We start from the raw sequence: 20,214 nt of genomic DNA, 5'->3' as shown, positions 1-20,214 counted from the left end.
CCGTTTGACAATCGAATTCAAAGATTCAATCCTGTTGGCGACCTCAACTTCAACTTTAAGTATAAAGAAAAAGCAGATAAAAGTATCGTCATACTTCTATCTGCTTCCTACTTTAGGATGTTTGACAGAGAGCCAGAACTTTTCTATTTAATTATTTTTAAATTGCTAAAAATTAGCTTTTTTAATATAACGATTCTTACCAACAATATAGTATAACTTATGATTAATTTTAATAGCGCCACCATATGTTGTTATCGTATACTTCTTTTTCAGTACCTTGCGGCCCATGCGTTTAGCTTTCTTAGTATAGATGTAAGCATTATGCTTTAATTTACGGTTAACACCAGTTATATTAACTGCTTTGACAAAGTCATTATTGCCTAAATCATAGTATTTTTTGCCTTGAATTAGCTTAGTACCATATGTTTTGACCGTTTCGCCAGCAAAATACTTACCCGTTTTACGGACGCCATTTTCATCATAAACATATGAATTGTGGAAAACAGTTCTTGTAACAGGACTTAAACCAGTAGCATTTTTAGTGTAAATGTAAGTAACGTCTTGATTTTGATCATTGTAAAAGCCGGTAGCATTATCAGGCCTGGTTTTTAGCGTATAGCCAGCAATTTCTACAGGAGAGGTAATGTAGCCATCGCCGACATTACCCTGTAATACCGTATCGGGTGCAAGTTTAATGCCGCTTTCATCTTGATAATGAACGATCACATTCGCGGATTTGACTGGGGTTGAAGCGGCTGGAGTAGAAGGGACGGATACGGGAACAGTGGAATAAATAAACTTGACAATTTGTGGCTGATCAGTGAAAAAGCCAGTAGCGTTAGCGGGAATTTCCTTGATAACGTAACCTGGAATTGTTTTAGGTGTCAATTTATAGCTGTTACCGATTTTACCATTTAAACTTGTTTCATCCGCAATAGGCTTGCCGTCAGTATCTAAATAAAAAGCCTTAATAGCTGCACCCGGACGGATATACGTGTCACCAATTCCTTGGGATGCTAAATCATTTGAATTCAATTTCTGGTTTGCTTGTGGTGCGTCTTCAGTGCCATTGCCAACATTAACCCACGTTCCTGGAGTATCAAGATGCGTATCATTAATATAAGTTCTTTTTCCTAGTTTAAGGGTATTTAATTTATCAAGTCCATCTAACATATAACCCTTGTCAATACTGGGATCTATGACGAAACTGCTGAGATCAAGTTCTTTTAAGTTACCACAATTAGTAAACATACCCATCATATCGTTTACTTTAGAAGTATCAAAGGATGATAAGTCTAACTTGGTTAAGCTGGAACAATCTTCAAAAACTCTTATCATGTTGGTAACATTACTAGTATTAAATTTGCTAAGGTCTAGAGCAGTTAAACTGGAGCATCCACTAAACATGAATTTCATACTGTTTACATTAGCTATTGTGAATTTAGGTGAAAACTTAATGCTCTGCAAATTTTCACAACCTTGAAACATGCCTTCTACATATTGTGTATTGGTGGTATCAAAGCCGGACAAATCCAGGTCAGTCAATTTACCGCAATCCGCAAACATATAAAGCATATTAGTAACTTTGGGAGTTTGTAAATCACCAATGCCGTCTATGCTGGTTAAATTTTTACAATTTGCAAACATGTACCTCATGTCAATGGTATCAGATGTATCAAGATTTTTTAGACCGGTAATTTTAGTTAAATTAGGTAAGCCCCTGAACATTTCTGCAGCCGAATTAACTTTTAATTGACCAGTAAACTTCACTTCCTGAATATCATCTTTGTTAATGCCATTAATATAGGCCATAGATCCGGGTTGAGTAACACTGCCGCCGGGAACAGTAACTACGTGGTTGCTATAAGTGACGTCGAGGTTTCCCCATTTAAAAGTATTAGGAGCTAAATCTTGAAATTGAGGCGTCTCTGGAGTGTTAACTTTTGGTTGATCGTTTGTGGTAGATTTAGGGGAAGCAACTTTATTGTTAGCAGAATTTTTATCAGCAACAGTTTGCTTGGTAAGGGATGAAGGCATTGTCTCATCGGCTTTGACTGTCTTAGGGGTCATGGCTAATAAGCTTAAGCTGGCAGCAGCAATGCTAAAGTACACTAATGAAGTTTCTGCTTGCTTAGAATTCTTTTTCTTACTCATGTTACTATTCCTTCTTCAACAATAAAATAAATGTATACATGATTAATATTTAGCTTATACTTTATTACAGGTATTATACATCCTTTTAGTTTATTAACATAATTTATACACTTTTATTTGAAAAGAACAAATAGTTAATTTGATTAATAAATTGCCAAGCTGGCTTGCTTACTTACTCACTAGGAGCTATTATGCCAAGCAAAAAGAAACCCGATTAGCAGCGACACCTACTAATTGGGTTTCTTTATTTATGAAAAGTATTTTTTATTATCTAAAGTTAGCTTTCTTAACAAATTGGTTCTTGCCAATGATGTAATACCACTTATTGTGCATCTTGACTGCACCACCGTAAGTTCTAACTTTCCTATTCTTCTTTAAAACTTTACGTCCAAAGCGCTTAACTTTATTATTCTTCTTAGTGTAAATGTAAGCATTATGCTTTAATTTACGGTTAATACCTGTAACGTTGTTGGCCTTGACGAAGCGGTCGTTGCCTAAATCATAGAACTTCTTGCCGTTAATATACTTAGTGCCATAAGTAGTAATGGAATCACCAACGTAGAATTCACCACTTACACGTACACCACTTTGGTTAAAGATGTAAGCATTGTGAGTAACAACTCTCTTAACGCCCTTCTTGACGTTAGTGTTTGGCTTAGTTGTAGTATTGTTGTTGGATGGAGTAACTGGCGTACTTGGAGTAGAAGGGGTAACTGGTGTGCTTGGATTGCTTGGTGTAGTTGGAGTACTTGGGGTTGAAGGAGTGCTTGCAGGAGTTAAAGTGAAGTTACCAGCATCTTTCTTACCATCAAATTGACTTGCAAATTCATCAGAAGTTAAGTTCTTACCGTTCAAGTTCCATGTACCCTTTGTGTTAAGACCAGAACTTTTAATAATATTGTCTTTACCAAGTTTTAGAGAGGTTAAGCTGTCCAGTCCCTTTAGCATATCAGTTTCATCGGGTTCACTATAAGCTGTCTTTCCGTTTTCATCTTTTACTGGTACTGAATCCTTTGGAGTTTTGAAATTACTGATGTCCAAAGATGTTAAAGCGCTCTGGTTAGTGAACATATTGCCCATCCGTTTTACCTTGGCAGTATCAAACTTTTCCAAGCCTTTAATTTCAGTCAACTTCGGAGCAGCGTCTTTACTTGGTTTATCGTCATCATTAGATGCATCAACCTGAGCAAACATGTATGACATATCAATCACGTTTGAAGTGTCAAAACTTGATACGTCTAATGAGGTTAAACTAGTATCATTGGTAAACATACCCATCATGTCAGTTACGTTAGAAGTGTTAAAATTCGACAGGTCCAATGAAGTTAATTTAGGATCATTAGCAAACATTTCTCTCATACTAGTGACTTCTTTTGTATCAAGGTTGTTTAATCCCTCAATTTTCTTCAAGTTTGGTAAATTAGCAAATAATGAACTGGCATCTCCTTTGAAAATAATGGGACCATCTTCAATTTTAATGGTTTCAATTTCATCTGTGTTAACATCATCAACATTCCAAGCTATTTGGGCAGGATTGATAGGTGGTTGATCTTGACCGCTAATAACTGTGTATTCATTGTTAAATATACTAGGTTCACCTGGCTTACCTGTATTCTTAATGGTAAAAGTCTTAGTCTTTTCGTCATAACTGTAAGATCCTTTGATCCATGCTGAAGCCCATAGACTGTGTGAATCGTCTTCGGCAGTATGATCCTCTATATCGGTTTTTTGGTCTTTATCATTATTTGTTGTTGACTTAGTTTCAGCTGGCTTAACAGGTTACTCTCCCTCAGATTCAGCAGCCTTAGCTGCAACAGGACTAACTGCAATTACGCTTAACGCAGCAACTGCCATACTAGTAAATAAAATCTTTTTACCTTTATGATAAAAATTATTATGCATATTAACACTCTTCCTCCATTAAATTTTTATTACATTATAATTTATTATATACACATATCTCATACAAATAAATATCATAAAATGTGTTTTTATACAGTTTTAGAAATTTTTTGGTACAAGTAAATAAAGTAAAAATTTAAATTCATAAATTAAAGCGCTCAAAAAAAGAAGAGGGTATAATTAAAAGCTAAAGCTGTTTTTCTACCTTTGAACTATATGCCAATTAAGCCAGCAAATAGGGCCTAGTTCTCAAGGATTTTATTATCTAGACTGCTGCTTTTGCTTATCCTGCTTTCAGTTAAATTTTGCTTGTTTTGCCTGCTATTAATGGCCAACATGTTACCATTATTTTCATTATTAAAATTAATTTGATTGAATTATAAAAGCCTTTAAGTACTAAATATTATCTGATCATTTTCCTTTTTGAAGTCTTGCCTGATGTAAAGTAGCTATCTTCCTATATAGTCAGTAATACTTTTACTTAGGGTGATTTCATTAACATTTTTTATTCATAATCTTGTTAACCAAAAGCTCCGTAAAGTTAACGTGTTTTACGGAGTATCTTCAATTGATGCGTTGCTAGCGTTAGTTGTTTTTTATTAAAAAAGGCATGACACTCCAACTATCTCGTTAGGGTGTCATGCCTAGTCTTATATCTAAATTAAACTATCAAAAGTAGTGTAAGAATATTTTAGCTATACCTAATTTTTAAAAATTAGCTTTCTTAACAAAGTGGTTATTGCCTATGATGTAGTACAGCTTATTGTGCATCTTAACGGCTTTGCCATATACTCTTACTTTTTTATTTTTCTTTAGTACTTTGGTGCTAACGCGTTTAGCTTTTTTATTGTAAATATAAGCGTTATGTTTTAGTTTGCGTTTGATTCCGGAAATGTTGTTAACTTTGACAAATGTATCATTACCCAAGTCATAGTATTCTCTACCTTGAATATAGGTCTTACCATAAGTTGTAATGCTTGTGCCACTATAATATTTACCTGTTTTACGGCTTCCATTGTGATCATAAAGATATGAATTATGATATACCGTTCTGATAATAGGTGTAACCGTAGCTACATTTTTACTATAGATGTAGGTAACAGTTTGCGGTTGGCTACTAAAGAAGCCAGTAGCATTTAAAGGTCTTACCTTTAAAGTATACCCTTGAATTTCTTTAGTTTCAGTTACATAGCCGTCACCCACATAGCCGGATAATGTTTCAGTTGGAGCCAATTGATTACCATTTTCATCTTCATAGTTAACTTTAATGTCACTGCCTTTAGTTTGGGTTACTGGATTATAGGAATTATTAGTATTGCCGCTACCATGAGAATTATCTGATTTGACTTTAGTATAAATCAAAGTGATAGTCTGTGGGTCTGAAGAGTAGGTTACTTGATCTAACTCTACTTTTTGACCATTTATTTCGGCATGGTCGAACTTGTAACCAGGAATTTCTTTCTCCTTAAAGGAAGTAATAAATTGTGGGTTAGCTTGATCAATAAGCTTGTCGTTAACGTTGCCAAATTGCTTTTCATCTTCAATACCTTCAATCTTATGCTTGTCTTGCCCGTCTTGCTCGCGATATTGCACCGTAATTGGAGCGGCCAAATTTTCAAAGCGCACATAGGTATCATAATCAGTAGCACCTTGATATTTTGTAAAAAAGTCTTTTGAAGAATCCCATATTTTTTCTCCTCTAGCCAAATGATTGGTTTTACCCCAGTTAACCCATTTTCCTGGTAGTGTATTATTGATGTTATCACCGTCACCTCGTCCGGAAGCAGATGATTCAAATTTAAACTTATTGCCTAGGTCTAGTTCACGTATACCAGAACTTTCCATAAACATACTTTCCATCAACTCTACTTTAGAAGTATCAAAACTAGATAAATCTATTCTGGTTAAGGCTCTGCATCCCGAAAACATATTTTTCATCCAACGAACGTTAGAAGTATCAAAGCTTGATAAGTCAAGAGTTGATACGCTATTCATAGACTCAAACATAAAGGCCATATCGTTTACATCAGTAGTATCTAAATTAGTTAAACCTTGAAATTTAGTTAAATATGGAAGTCCTTTAAAAAGTCCTTGCGCACCCCCTTCTAGTTTTATTTTTCCCTGAATTATTATTGTTTTAACATCTTGACTACTACAACCCATTTCACTCAAAGAGAATTCAAGAGGATACAGTTTGCTTTCGCCATCTATAGTATTTTTCATTATAGCTGGCTGTTGCTCGGTTCCGCCAAAAATTGTTAATTCCTTGGTTTCGGGGTTAAAAGAAATATCAATATTATTCCATTTTGTCTTAGCAATTGTTTTATCATTATCATAAAATTGAGGTGTTTTAGCTGTTGTAGCCAAATTATCTGATGTCTTATTATCATTTTGCTTAATTATATTTGTTTTATTGGTTGTATCTTGGGAATTATTATAAGACCTACCAATAGAGTAATTTTGTTCATTTGAAAGATTTAACGAGTTCTTCTTAGATGAATTATTGACGCTGCTTTGACCAGCTTGCGAATTTGGTATTACAGTATCAGCCTTAACAACTTGACTGCTAGCTAGAAAGGTACTTCCAAGTAAAATAGACGCAGCACTGAGTCCTAATTTATATGCTATATTGGTTTTTACTCTGTCTTGCTTTGCTATAATTTTTCTTTTGTTCAACGTGTAGTCTTCTTTCTAAATTATTTACCTTTTAGAATTAAACCCAGTAATTTATTTCCAAAAGTAAATTTTTAATGATTTTTCTCTTGTAAACAATATATTTAATCATTATAGGAATATTTGAACTGACATTATGTTTATTTACTTGAATAGGCTCTAAATATTATACTAAATAATTATATATACTATATATTATAAAGATTAGAGCAGCTGCTTGTATATATTATGCTTATATATTTATTATTAGTGACTTAATATATACATATATAGATGCATAATATAGTGATTGTTTATTAAATTTTTTCACTATATAAAACTGGTTTAGTATTAAAAAAGGGCTAAACTGACTAAATTAGAGCATGACAAAAAGAATTCATCGTGTTAACGATAATCAATAAATTAAAATTTCAGAATTAAGTGGAAAACTTTGCTATGATTATTGTTTAGTAAATAAGACTAATTTAAACTATATTAATATATTTTAAAATTATTTTAGTAATTTTTATATTCATTTTTTTGCAATGAGCTATAAATATGCCTTAAATATTGAGACTTAACATTAAACTAATTATTAATAGTTCTAAAAATGGTAATTACTAGTTTTTGTATTGAGTTGCTGAACATCTTTCTTTTTATTAAAAGGTACGCATAACTTGCTATTAAAATGTTGACTTCGACTATTCTTACATTGCTGAGCAGTTTTACTTTTGGCCGCATGCTTTCCCAACGCTGAGATTGTGATTGATCGCTTTCACATGGTACAAATGCTTACGCACTCTCTTAACTCTCTGCGCGTGTAGATCATGAAGAAATTCAAAAAGACCAGCAGAGAATACAAATTGCTTAAAGCACCGTGGAAACTGTATCTTAAGAAGTACCAGGAGCTCGAGAAAATTCATCCGCATTACAATTGGAATTGCAAAAACAACCTGACGCAAGAGCAGGTAGTCAACGAAGGCATTGTCTGCTCACTAATGCCTACAACCTGCTGCAGTCATTTTATGATGCTTTAGTCGCCAAAGATCAGCAGGCAATTAATTTCTTAGTAACAGCTTTACCGATTACTCTATAAAGCTGTTCAGTCATTCCTTTAACCGTCAGACCAGCTAAATAATCTGGATGTGCATACTTGCGAATCATCTGCAAGGCTACAACAGAGCGAATAATGGGAAAAATATCGTTTAACTCAGGGAAAGACAGCTCTAGCGTCGAACGCAACTGATTTTCAATTCTAACCCGCTCTTGGCTTAATTTGTGATATTGCACAGCTAAAAAGCATAAAGAGTGATAGTGGATATCAATATAATGTCGACTTCTAGTAGGAATGACGGCTGCCTACGTGATTCCTAATAAAGCTAGTTTGAAGGAATCACTAGCATCTGTCTTGTTTCGCCGCAAAGATGACATTCTCATTTTTGCTTCCAGCGGATTGAGCTCACAAAATTTAATTTTATTTTGGCTTAAATAATAAGCTAACTTAACAGAATAAACTCCTGTGGTTTCGAAAATAACTAAAACTGGATCAGCCAGATAAGCAGCTAATTGCTTAAAACCGCTGCGATTATGACTAAAATTAAAATCTTGCTTTTCAAAATCAGTAGTAATTAAAGTGGCATGACTTTTACCACGACTAACGTCAATACCAATAACATTCACTGTAACACCTCTTAAAATTATTGAAGCAGAATAGTGCGTTTGTTCATTTTCTTAATACGATCTTTAAGATCCTCATCCTAACCTAACTAGCAAAGGGCATTATTCTTACGGGACCCTTTGCAAATCGAAAAATTCAATCCTGTTGGCGACCTCAACTTCAGCTTTAAGTATAAAGAAAAAGCAGATAAAAGTATCGTCAGACTTCTATCTGCTTCCTACTTTAGGATGTTTGACAAGAGCCAAAAAGGTATAACACCCCAACTATCTTGTTAGGATGTCATGCCTAGTCTTATATCTAAATTAAACTATCAAAAGTAGTGTAAGAATATTTTAGCTGTACCTAATTTCTAAAAATTAGCTTTCTTTACATATTGGTTTTTACCTACAATGTAGTACAACTTATTGTGAATCTTGACTGCACCACCGTAAGTTCTAACTTTCTTATTCTTCTTTAAAACTTTACGTCCAAGACGCTTAGCTTTCTTATTCTTCTTAGCGTAAATGTATGCATTATGCTTTAATTTACGGATTACACCTGAAACATTGCTCACTTTAATATAGCGGTTATTACCTAAATCATAAAACTTCTTACCTTTAATAATTATAACGCCATAAGTTTTAATCTTTTTTCCGACAAAGTATTCTTCAAGTCTGCGCTTGCCATTCCGGTCATAAAGGTAAGAATTGTGATGCACAGTTCTGATAACTGCAGTTTGAGAATTATGTTGAACCGGTACCTTGATAACATCTAGTTTATTTGAGTTAACAGGATTAACAGAAATAATTGGGTTACTTGGGTTAACCGAGATAATAGGATAAACAGGGTAAATTGGATTAGTAGAACCATTACTACCGGAGCCATTGGAGCCGGAATCATTGCTGCCAGACCCGTTACTACTGGAGCTATTGCTATCGGAGTCGTTACTGTCAGAATCATTGCTATCGGACCCATTATTGTCAGAGCCATTGCTACCTGAGTCGTTACTGCCAGATCCGTTACTATTGGCTCCGTTACTATCGGAGTCATTACTGTCAGAGTTATTGCTACCAGAGCCGTTACTGTCAGAATCAATGCTATCGGAACCATTGCTGTCAGAACCATTACTGCTGGAGCCGTTGCTATCGGAGTCGTTGCTGTCTGAACCATTGCTGTCGGAACCATTGGAGCCAGATCCGTTACTATCGGAACCATTAGAGCCAGATCCGTTGCTGCCAGAGTCGTTGCTGTCAGAGCTATTGGAGCCGGAGTCGTTGCTGTCTGAGTCGTTACTGTCGGAGTCGTTGCTGCCAGAGCCGTTACTGCCGGAGCCGTTGTTGTCTGAGTCGTTACTGTCGGAACCATTAGAGCCTGAGTCGTTGCTACCAGAACCATTGCTGTCGGAACCATTGGAGCCAGATCCGTTACTATCGGAACCATTAGAGCCAGATCCGTTGCTGCCAGAGCCATTACTGTCAGAACCGTTACTGCCGGAGTCGTTGCTGTCAGAGCTGTTGCTGCCGGAATCGTTACTGTCGGAGCCGTTACTGTCGGAGTCATTGCTGTCGGAACCATTAGAGCCAGATCCGTTACTATCTGAGTCGTTGCTGTCGGAACCATTAGAGCCTGAGTCGTTGCTGTCGGAGTCGTTGCTACCAGACCCATTGCTGTCTGAACCATTGGAGCCAGAATCGTTACTATCGGAGCCGTTACTGTCAGAGCTATTAGAGCCGGGATCATTACTGCTGGAGTCGTTACTATCTGAGTCGTTGGTACCTAAGTCGTTACTGTCTGAACCGTTGGTGTCGGAGCCATTGGAGCCGGAATCATTACTATTGGAGCCATTACTGTCAGAGTCGTTGCTGTCAGACCCGTTGCTACCAGAACCATTGCTGTCGGAACCATTGGAGCCAGATCCGTTGCTATCGGAGTCGTTGCTGCCAGAACCATTGCTACCAGAACCGTTACTGTCGGAACCGTTATTGTCAGAGTCGTTGCTACCAGAACCATTACTGCTGGATCCGTTGCTGCCTGAGTCGTTGCTGTCAGAGCCATTACTACCTGAGTCGTTACTGTTGGAGTCGTTGTTGCCAGATCCGTTGCTATCGGAGTCTTTGCTACCTGAGCCATTGCTGCTGGAACCATTGGAGCCAGACCCGTTACTGTCGGAGCCGTTGCTACCGGAACCGTTACTACCTGAGCCATTGCTGTCGGAACCGTTAGAGCCGGAGTCGTTGCTGTCAGACCCGTTGCTACCGGAATCATTACTGCTGGATCCGTTGCTATCAGAGCCATTACTACTGGAACCATTGGAGCTGGAGTCGTTGCTGTCAGAATTGTTGCTGCTGGAGTCGTTACTTTCGGAGCCATTGGAGCCGGAATCATTACTGCCAGACCCATTGCTGCCAGAGCTGTTGCTGTCAGAACCATTACTGTCGGAGTCATTGTTGCCAGATCCGTTACTATCGGAGCTATTGCTGCCGGAGCCATTGGAGCCAGATCCGTTACTATCGGAGTCGTTGCTGCCGGAGTCGTTACTTTCGGAGCCGTTACTATCGGATCCGTTGCTGTCAGAGCTATTACTGCCAGACCCGTTACTGTCGGAATCATTACTGCTGGAGCCATTACTACCGGAACCATTTGAGCCAGATCCATTACTATCGGAGCCGTTGCCATCAGTTGTATCTTTATCCTTAGTATACGTAAAATAGAATTCTGGTATAGTACCCTGATCTTTTTCCAGCTTAGTAGGAAGGTTGTCAGATTGACAAGTATAGCCAGCTATTTTCTTTGGTGTTAATTTACTAAAGTCATTATCAGCTACATATGCATAACCAATTGGTGTAATATCATTCTTACTATCATCATAGTAATGCACTATAACGTTATAGCGAATAAATTCGTCTTTAGTTATTTGTTTACAATTGTATACTATATTTTGTAAAGTCCATGGTAATTCCGGTAAACCTGAGCTCAATGGAAAACTGTTTTGAGGATTATTTTCTGTTCCATTACCCACATTGATCCATTTATTGGGATAGTTATTATCAATTAGATTTGAACCTTCTAGCTTATTTTTACTACTGATACCTATAGCGCATAAACTTGGCAAGTCTACAAGCATGTTTATAGTCTTATTCTTATCCTTATTCTCCAAGTCCAGCGAGTCAACAGGGACATTTTTCATGTCAAAATTACTGATATCAAGCTTTTGTAATGCTTTACAGCTCTGAAACATGGAAGTCATATTAGTAACTTTTGTAGTATTGAAGCTGGATAGATCGAGATCAATTAGTTCTCCACAAAAAGAAAACATGTTTGACATATCAGTAACGTCAAAAGTATCTAGCTTATTAAGTCCTTTTATTGACGTTAATTGATTGAGACCATTAAAAAGGCCATGGGCGGATCCGTAAATTTTAACTTTTCCATTAAATCTGATTTCTTTAACGTCAGTTGCGATGTTAACGTCATCCGCAATGTGAAAGCCAAGGTCTAATTTACCACCTTCATTATGAATGTCACCATCAAAAATAGTTAATATCCCTTGTCTCTTATCAAAAGTTATTTTTAAACCGTTCCAAGTTGATTGAGTAGGAACTTTTTCTTCTTGAGTACTAGGGGAGTTAGTACTTTTTGAAGTTATAGTAGTTGTGGCAGAATCTGAGCTATTTCCTGATGTGGATGTAGCAGAATTTGCGTCATCACCAAAATTATTTGAAGCAGTACTAGTGATATTGTTATTTGAATCATGATATGGACTGCCCGTGTCAGATATAGTATCTGCTTTGGCAGAGTCAGGATTAATTGCGATTAAGCTTAAAACAGTAGCCGCGATACTAGTAAATAAGAATTTCTTATTAGTTTGATTTACATTCTTTCGTTTATACATTTTTATCCTCCAAGATATACATACACTTATTAAATATACATGATGTTAAATATACAGGTAAAATTAGGGAAAAGCAAAACAGTTTATACTAATAATCTTATAAATTTTTTAATAAATAAATTTTAGTATAAAAAAGTTATTATGAAATATCATTTTTTTCACATATTGATTTATACACGAATATCTAATATATATAAAAAACGTCTCTCGATTACTAAAATCAGAGAGACGTTTACGAATATTTTGTTTTTTGTTATTTATTAGAAGTTGGCTTTTAAAAAAATACTGATTTTTACCTGAAAAGTATTATAGCCTGAAATACTGCTATAATAGCATATCCACAGATCTCAATCATACAATTTTTAGGTCTTTTGTCCATAGCGTTTACATTTTCTAGTGTAAATATAAGTGTTATGTTTTAGTTTAGCCTATGGCTACTTCCAGAAACTTTATTAGTTTTGACAAACATATCATTACCCAAGTCATAGTATTCTTAACTTTGAATATAGATCTTACCATAGCTGTAATACTTGCATCACTATAATGTTAGCCAGTTTTATGGCTGCCTTTGTGATCATAAAGATGTGGATTATGATAAATAACGATTTAGAACATTCTTTATTAATTAAAACTTAGCTAGTCTTTTTTGCAACCAAACCAGGCTGCACCTAAGGCGGTTGCTAGTGCAAGTCCACCCAAAGCCAGCATTGCTAAACTGTTATGCTTGTCGTTACCAGTTTTTGGCAAGGGATCAGTTAAATTATCATCTGAGGTGGTTCGTGCATTTGAGCTAGAGCCATTGTTCTTCAAACTGTTTGCCAGTTGCTGGTTATGAATTGCATTTTTACCTTTGATATTAAATCCTTTATTAAAAGTTTTATGAGGTTTAACAGTCTTGGGTTTGCGGTTCACAGGTGATGGAATGTTATTTGGTTCATTGTTAGGCAAATTGTTGCCGTTATTTTGGCCATTACTTGCGGAACTGGAATTGTTATTAGAATTGCCAGTGTTACTGCCTTGACTATTGGATCCTTGGCTATTAGAAGATGAAGGATTATTGACTGAACCGTTATTTCCAGAAGAACTGTTATTGTTATTTGGAACTGAACTGTTAGGAGTGCTGTTGCCGGAACCATTATTACTGCCGGAACCGTTGCTACCGGAGCCATTACTGCCAGACCCGTTGCTGCTGGAACCGTTACTATCTGAACCGTTGCTACCAGAGCCATTGCTGCCAGAGCCGTTGCTATCGGAACCATTGCTGCTGGAACCGTTGCTGCCAGAGCCGTTGCTATCGGAACCATTGCTGCTAGAGCCATTACTATCAGAGCCGTTGCTATCGGAACCATTGCTGCCAGAGCCATTACTATCGGAACCATTGCTGTCAGAGCTATTACTATCAGAGCCGTTGCTATCGGAACCATTGCTGTCAGAGCCATTACTAGTCCCAGTACTACTCTTTTCGTATCCAAAGGTAACAGTTTGAGGATCATTAGTAAACTTTAGTTTACTCAACGCATCTTCATATTTATCTGTGGCGTATTTGTTGCCATTAATTTCAACGTAGGCAAGTTTATAGGTAGGCAACTTTCTGGCTGTGATTGGAATAACCACGTCTTTACCAGCGGTACCGAATTGATAATCGTTTGGCGAGAGTTTGGCGGTTTTATCGTCTCCCAATTGATAATTAATGGTAATACTGCAAGGATTTGGAATTTTATTGATATTAACATACACATCATAATCCTTACTGCCATCATAATTTTTCATTAAATCAGCACCAGTCCAAGAATGAACTCTAGGCTGAAGACCTCCGTTATCTTTATTAACTCCCATGTTAACCCAGACATCTTCTTCTTTGCCATCATGATTGTTGCCTAAACCACCGTCCCAATAATTTTCGACTATATGCAAATCATTTCTTCTGCCTAGTATAAGCACTTCAAGAGATGGAAGATCACTAAGCATATCACCAATAGTTGATGCTGAAATTTTCATATCAAAACTACTAATGTCAAGTTTTGCTAGTTTATCACAGCCTTGAAACATGTCAGTATAATCAGAAACTTTTCTGGTATTAAAGTTGTATAGGTCCAAACTGATTAAATTTGAACATTGCCAGAACATTTTTAACATATAAGTAACAGCTGCCGTGTTGAAATTAGTGACATCTAAACTTGGTAAAGAATCACAATATGCAAACATGTTCGTCATATCAGTTACTTTGGTAGTATTAAAATGACTAACATCAATGTTAGTTAATGAATGACAATCATCAAACATGTAACTCATATCACGTACGTTTGAAGTATCAAAATGACTGACATCAATACTAGTTAATGAATGACAATCTTCAAACATGTGATTCATGTCAATAACGTTAGAGGTATTGAAAAGAGAAAGATTAAGGTTTATACTTGCTAAATTTTTATCGTTATTAAACATCCAGCTCATATCACGGACATTTTTAGTATCAAAATTGCTTAAGTCTAAAGTAGTTAAGTTACCACAGCCACTAAACATTCTTTCCATACCAGCACGAGATAGTTCTTCAGAAACATTTCCGACATTTGCAGTATCAAATTTAGACAAATCAAGTGAAGTTACTTGTGAGCAGCCATCAAACATTTCTGTCATGTCTGTGACTTTGCTAGTATCGAATCTGGATATTAATTTGTTTATACTATCAGTAGTAATTACGATATCGCCAGAAAACATGTCACTCATGTTAGTAACATTTGCTGTAGTAAAGTTATCAGAGGCAGTAATCTTTGTTAATTTACTAGAACCTCCGAACATATTCGCCATATTAGTTACTTTAGCAGTATTAAACTTTGATAAGTCTAACTCAGTTATGTTCTCACAACCGCTAAACATTCCCTTCATATTTTGAACATTGTCGGTAACAAAGGTAGCTGGCAGATCTAATTTAAGCAAATTACGACAAGCACCAAACATATATGACATATCTGTCACTTTTGACGTATCAAAGCTTGATACGTCTAACTTAAGAAAACTTTGACAATTATAAAACATATATGCCATGTTTTCAACATTAGAAGTGTTGAATTTGGTTACGTCAATTGACCAAACTTGATTACAGTTATCAAACATGTATGACATGTCTGTTACTTTATCCGTGTTAAAAGTAGCTGGGAATGCAAAACTATGAAGTCCCACACAGCTTTCAAACATATGCGCCATGTTTGTGACATTTGACGTATCAAAGTGAGATAAATCTAACTTAGTTAAAGACTCGTCACTAGCAAACATGTATGACATGTCTGTCACTTTATCTGTTTTAAAAGTAGTTGAACTAGATAAATCGATATTTTTTAGTTTTTTATCTTTACTAAACATGTTTTCCATGCTGGTAACTTCAGAAGTATCAAGGTTATCTAGACCTTTGATAGTTTCTAAATTCTCAAGGCTAGTAAACAGATCCGCTGCAGAGCCAATAATTTTGAGTTTGCCAGTGATATCAATTTCTTTAATATCAGCAGCTAACGTTTGATTTTGACTATTTAGGTTATAGTACAAGCTGATAGTATGATTATCACTGTTATCAATTGTACCACCACTAATTTTTAATATATCACCTTCATCATCGAAACTGATGTCTAATCCTTGCCATTTACTTGGAAAGCTTGCCCTAGTGGCTTTAGCAGGGTCAAATTGTGTAGAGCCCGCTTCGTGCTTATCAGTTTTTGTATTGTCTGTGGTGCTTGGATCGCTGGTATTGCCTGTGATTGCATCTTGATTACTTCCACTTGCTGTACTGCTATTAGTATCGGCTTGCCCCTGTCCACTTTCAGGTTTGCTGCTTGCTGTTCCTACATTAGCCTCACTGCCAGCAATTTGACTGCTGCTGGTTTGGTTAGTAGGGCCGTCAGTAGCTGTTTCGCCTTCCGTTTCTGAAGCAGTTTCACTTTGATAGTTTAATTTAGTTTTGACCGCTCTTCTCGCAGTCTTCTTGGTGGCACGAGTGCCATTTTGATTAGCTGCTTTCACCGTCTGGGGCTTGGCATTAATTAAGCCTAAAGCAGCAGCGGCCACGCCACCGAGCAATATTTTTTCTCCTTGCTTGTTAGCATTCTTATGTGTATTCATATAATTCCTCTTCTAAACTGCATATTAATATAAGTTTAGTATATTGCTGAGCTTAGTAAAAGTCAAACTAAGCTAAGCTAGAGCAAAAAACGCCCAATATTTAATAATATAGAACGTTTTTTACTTATTATAATTTAACTAGTCTTTCTTACGGTTAAGCCAAGCAGCTCCTAGGGCAGTTGCTAAGGCTAAGCTGCCTAAGGCCAGCATGGCTAAACTATTGTGCTTTTCTGTACCAGTTTGTGGCAATACATCAGTTCTGCTGTCCTGACCCATCATGCCTTTTTGTGGGTTATTAGTGTTAGCAGCTTTATTTAATTTGCCACTTGCTGCTGTCAAATTAGTTTGACGATTAGCTTTATGCTTCTCTCTAAATCCTTTATTAGCATTCTGATAGTGCTTAACAGTTTTAGAATTATTCTGCCTATCCATGCGGTGTTTTTTATGTGACTTCTTAGTAGACTTCTTCTTTGACTTATTGTTAGTCACATTGCTGCCACTACTATTGTTTGATCCTGAACCATTAGAAGTATTGGAGCCGATTGAAGTGGCAGAGCCATTGGAGTTGTTTGAAGTATTAGAAGTGGTTGACCCACCAGAAGTGGTTGACCCACCAGAAGTGGTTGACCCACCAGAAGTGGTTGACCCACCAGAAGTGGTTGACCCACCAGAAGTGGTTGACCCACCAGAAGTGGTTGACCCACCAGAAGTGGTTGACCCACCAGAAGTGGTTGATCCACCAGAAGTGGTTGATCCACCGGAAGTGGTTGACCCACCAGAAGTAGTTGATCCACCAGAAGTGGTTGATCCACCAGAAGTAGTTGATCCACCAGAAGTAGTTGATCCACCAGAAGAGATTGGCCCACCAGTAGTTTTCTTATATATAAGATTAACGGTTTGAGGCTCGCTTGTGAACAGAAAGCTATTTATATCCGTTATCGATCCATTGAATTCTGCATGGTCATATTTATATTCTCCAATGTATTCTTGGGGGCTAAAAGCAGTGAGAGAGTCGCCATTGACAAGTTTAGTATCTATATCACCAAATTGTTGTTCTGCATCAGCAATATCTTTATTGTCACTTTGATAGTGAACTGTAATTGGCCCTCCAAGATCAGTAAAACATACATAGGTATCATGTTGAGTCGAAGGATTAAATTCATCTAAGAATGCTTGCGGATAGTAAAATTTGCATGTACCTTTTTTAGGGGAACCTTTTCCTAAGCCCATATTTACCCAGGTGCCTTGAACATTGAGATTAGAATTTGAAATATTGCACTTAGGTCCTAAAACTAATTTTCGTAGATTAGAGTCTTTTTCAAACATTGAAGTAGCGGACTTAGCAGATGGCATATTAAAGTTTTCGATATTTAGTTCTTCAAGATTGGTACAATTTTCAAACATAGAACCTAATCCCAAAAAATCATCTATCTCATCGGTATTGAAATTTTGTAGGTTTAAGCTTTTTAGACTGGTACAGCTATTGAACATATTTAACATATTAGTTACTTGAGAAGTATCAAAATATGACAAATCTAAAGTTTTTAGAGCAGTACAGTTCCAAAACATGCCTCCCATATTAGTTACTTTACTTGTATTAAAACTTTTAGGAAGTGATAGTGAGGTTAGTGATGAACAGCCTTCAAACATATTGTCCATCCGTGTTACTTTATCTGTTTTTAAGTTTTCTAATCCCTTAAAGGTTTGTAAACTAGGAAGACCCGAAAATAGGTTTTGAGCATACCCTTCGATTTCTATGTTTCCTACTATATTTATTTCTTTGATTTTTGATGTGTCTACAAAAGATATATTGTTCTTGATGCCAATATTGGTAGATAAACTATCACCTTTAACGGTATAAGTATTTTTAGGATTACCTATTTTTAATTTACCAGAATCAGTATAGAAGATAACAGGCACACCTTCCCAAGTACTTGAAACAGAAGGACCAGAATCACTAGGGTCAGAGCCATTGGAGGTGTCTGAACCGTTAGAAGTATCAGAGCCGTTGGAAGAGTCTGAGCCATTAGAGGTATCAGAGCCGTTGGAAGAGTCTGAACCGTTAGAAGTATCAGAGCCGTTGGAAGAGTCTGAGCCATTAGAGGTATCAGAGCCGTTGGAAGAATCTGAACCATTGGAAGGATCAGAATTATTAGCTTTTTTAGTATAGAAGAAAGTAATAGTCTGATCATTAGAGGTAAACTTCACAGCATTATAGTTTACCGTACTATCATTCATCTTAGCTAAATTATCAAAATCATACTCGTTTCCTGAACTATCAGTAAACTTTTCTTGTGGTTTAAAGGCAGTATAGGGATCGTTGTTTACGAGAAAATCATCAATATTACCAAACTGAATATCATCGTCAACACCAGGAATCTTGTTGCCGTCTTTGTCACGGTATTGAATTGTAATTCCTTTACCGAGATTCTTAAAGTTAATATAAGTGTCTTGGTAAAGATCTTCGTTAAAGACACTATTATCATACTTCTGGGCAAGGTCAGCAGAACTTAGTTGGATTGAACCTTTTTGGGGAACTGGCCAACTCCCTTGTGGAATACCCATGTTTACCCAAGTCCCTTCAGTATTAAATTCGGACTGTTTTATATGGGTAAAGCGGCCTAATACTATTACTTTTAGTTTAGGAAGATCTTTAAGCATAGAGTAGCAAGTAGCTCTAGTAAAGTGTTCTCCATGATCAACTTCATCAAGTGTAGTAAGGTTAATTAAATTTAAATATTCAAGATTATCGCAACCCTCAAACATATGACTCGCGTCACCAGTACAGGAAGAACTAGATAAATCTAATTTAGTAAAAGATTTGCAATCTTTAAACATATAGGACGTGTCTGTTCCGCTTGCTATTTTAAACGTAGACATATCAATATTTGGTAGTTTTTGGCAGCCATTGAACATATAGGACATGTCAGTTGTTTGATCTGTCTTAAATTTATTAGAGAAGGTAATAGATGCTAGTGATGAACATTTATCAAACATACGAGACATATTAGTAACATTAGAAGTGTCAAAATGAGATAAATCTAAACTGGTTAAAGAATTGCAACCATCAAACCAACCGTACATGCTAGTTACATTCTTAGTATCTAAATTAGGCAGTCCCTTAATTGTAGTTAAGTTAGTTAAACCACCAAAAAAATTTATTACCCCACCTGAAATTTTGATAGGAGCATTAAAATCAACTTCTGTAATAGTAGATAAATCATCAATTTTTAAGTTTTTCTTATTGTCACTAAATGAAAGTCCCTGGTAGTCGGAGTTTATGTTACCAAACGAGTAATTATTTCCTTGTTCTCCAATAGACAATACACCATCAGAAAAAGTGGTAGGTATATTATTCCAACTACCTGAAATTGCGCCATCTCGAGTAGCTTTAGCAGGGTCAAATTGAGCATGATCTGCTTCTTGCTTATTAGTTTTTGTATTGTCTGTGGTACTTAGATCGCTGGTATTGCCTGTAGCTGAGTCTTGATTACTGCCACTTGCTGGATTGCTATTAGTATTAGTTTGCTCCTGGCCAGTTATTGTGCTATCTACTGTATTCACTTTAGTTTGATTGCCACTATCTTGGTCAGCAGGATCAGCGGTTGCCGTTTCACCTGCAGTCTCTGAAGCCGTCTCGGTTTGATAGTTTAATTTCGTCTTGACTGTTCTTCTAGTCGTCTTCTTGGTAGCACGGTTACCATTCAAAGTGGCCGCCTTTACCGCCCGGGGTTTGGCATTAATTAAGCCTAAAGCAGCTGCGGCTACACCGCTGAGCAATATTTTTTCTCCTTGTTTATTATTATTCTTAAGCATGTTCATATAATTCCTCTTCTAAACTGCATGT

Annotated in this window: 9 protein-coding genes and 1 pseudogene; 1 reads left to right on the top strand and 9 read right to left on the bottom strand. The window is 36.4% G+C overall.

Features of this window, described 5'->3' with window-relative positions; genetic code table 11:
* Positions 1-165: 165 nt before the first annotated feature.
* The 4 genes from AAA915_RS06835 to AAA915_RS06820 form a co-directional block, all read right to left on the bottom strand.
* Complete coding sequence (locus AAA915_RS06835; protein ID WP_338200586.1) at positions 166-2,154, bottom strand: MucBP domain-containing protein; 1,989 nt, start codon at positions 2,152-2,154, stop codon at positions 166-168.
* A 267-nt stretch (positions 2,155-2,421) separates the two neighbouring features.
* Positions 2,422-3,609, bottom strand: a complete 1,188-nt coding sequence (locus tag AAA915_RS06830; protein ID WP_338200597.1) for an SLAP domain-containing protein — start codon at positions 3,607-3,609, stop codon at positions 2,422-2,424.
* A 324-nt stretch (positions 3,610-3,933) separates the two neighbouring features.
* Positions 3,934-4,056 (bottom strand): hypothetical protein, encoded by a 123-nt coding sequence (locus AAA915_RS06825; protein WP_338200585.1) that lies wholly within the window; start codon positions 4,054-4,056, stop codon positions 3,934-3,936.
* A 708-nt stretch (positions 4,057-4,764) separates the two neighbouring features.
* A complete protein-coding gene (locus AAA915_RS06820) occupies positions 4,765-6,732 on the bottom strand; it encodes an SLAP domain-containing protein (protein WP_338200584.1) in 1,968 nt (655 codons plus the stop codon).
* Between the two features lie 716 nt (positions 6,733-7,448).
* On the opposite strand from AAA915_RS06820, the pseudogene AAA915_RS06815 reads away from it, so the two are divergent.
* A pseudogene (locus tag AAA915_RS06815) lies at positions 7,449-7,700 on the top strand (transposase); the annotation flags it as partial.
* Positions 7,701-7,755: 55 nt separating this feature from the next.
* Here the strand turns inward: AAA915_RS06815 and AAA915_RS06810 are convergent.
* The 5 genes from AAA915_RS06810 to AAA915_RS06790 all read right to left on the bottom strand — a co-directional run bounded on the left by AAA915_RS06810 (position 7,756) and on the right by AAA915_RS06790 (position 20,189).
* The gene (locus AAA915_RS06810) at positions 7,756-7,998 is read right to left on the bottom strand and encodes a hypothetical protein (protein ID WP_338200582.1); all 243 of its coding nucleotides are present in this window, start codon (positions 7,996-7,998) and stop codon (positions 7,756-7,758) included.
* A gap of 69 nt (positions 7,999-8,067) precedes the next feature.
* Positions 8,068-8,388 (bottom strand): IS110 family transposase, encoded by a 321-nt coding sequence (locus tag AAA915_RS06805; protein WP_338200580.1) that lies wholly within the window; start codon positions 8,386-8,388, stop codon positions 8,068-8,070.
* Positions 8,389-8,735: 347 nt separating this feature from the next.
* A complete protein-coding gene (locus AAA915_RS06800; protein WP_338200578.1) occupies positions 8,736-12,257 on the bottom strand; it encodes an SLAP domain-containing protein in 3,522 nt (1,173 codons plus the stop codon).
* Positions 12,258-12,893: 636 nt separating this feature from the next.
* The gene (locus AAA915_RS06795; RefSeq protein WP_338200576.1) at positions 12,894-16,367 is read right to left on the bottom strand and encodes a BspA family leucine-rich repeat surface protein; all 3,474 of its coding nucleotides are present in this window, start codon (positions 16,365-16,367) and stop codon (positions 12,894-12,896) included.
* A gap of 138 nt (positions 16,368-16,505) precedes the next feature.
* Positions 16,506-20,189, bottom strand: a complete 3,684-nt coding sequence (locus tag AAA915_RS06790) for a BspA family leucine-rich repeat surface protein (RefSeq protein ID WP_338200574.1) — start codon at positions 20,187-20,189, stop codon at positions 16,506-16,508.
* Positions 20,190-20,214: the final 25 nt, after the last annotated feature.

The sequence above is a fragment of the Lactobacillus rizhaonensis genome, from assembly GCF_036246345.1.
GTDB classification, from domain to species: Bacteria; Bacillota; Bacilli; order Lactobacillales; family Lactobacillaceae; genus Lactobacillus; species Lactobacillus rizhaonensis.
The sequence above is the reverse complement of the archived record's forward strand: the minus strand, read 5'-3'. Positions and strand labels throughout refer to the sequence as shown.

What these genes read in the sequence shown, in the direction of transcription:
- AAA915_RS06835 (WP_338200586.1), bottom strand. Translation starts at nt 2,154, where the DNA reads ATGAGTAAGAAAAAGAATTCTAAGCAAGCAGAAACTTCATTAGTGTAC.
- AAA915_RS06825 (WP_338200585.1), bottom strand. Translation starts at nt 4,056, where the DNA reads ATGCATAATAATTTTTATCATAAAGGTAAAAAGATTTTATTTACTAGT.
- AAA915_RS06800 (WP_338200578.1), bottom strand. Translation starts at nt 12,257, where the DNA reads ATGTATAAACGAAAGAATGTAAATCAAACTAATAAGAAATTCTTATTT.
- AAA915_RS06795 (WP_338200576.1), bottom strand. Translation starts at nt 16,367, where the DNA reads ATGAATACACATAAGAATGCTAACAAGCAAGGAGAAAAAATATTGCTC.
- AAA915_RS06790 (WP_338200574.1), bottom strand. Translation starts at nt 20,189, where the DNA reads ATGAACATGCTTAAGAATAATAATAAACAAGGAGAAAAAATATTGCTC.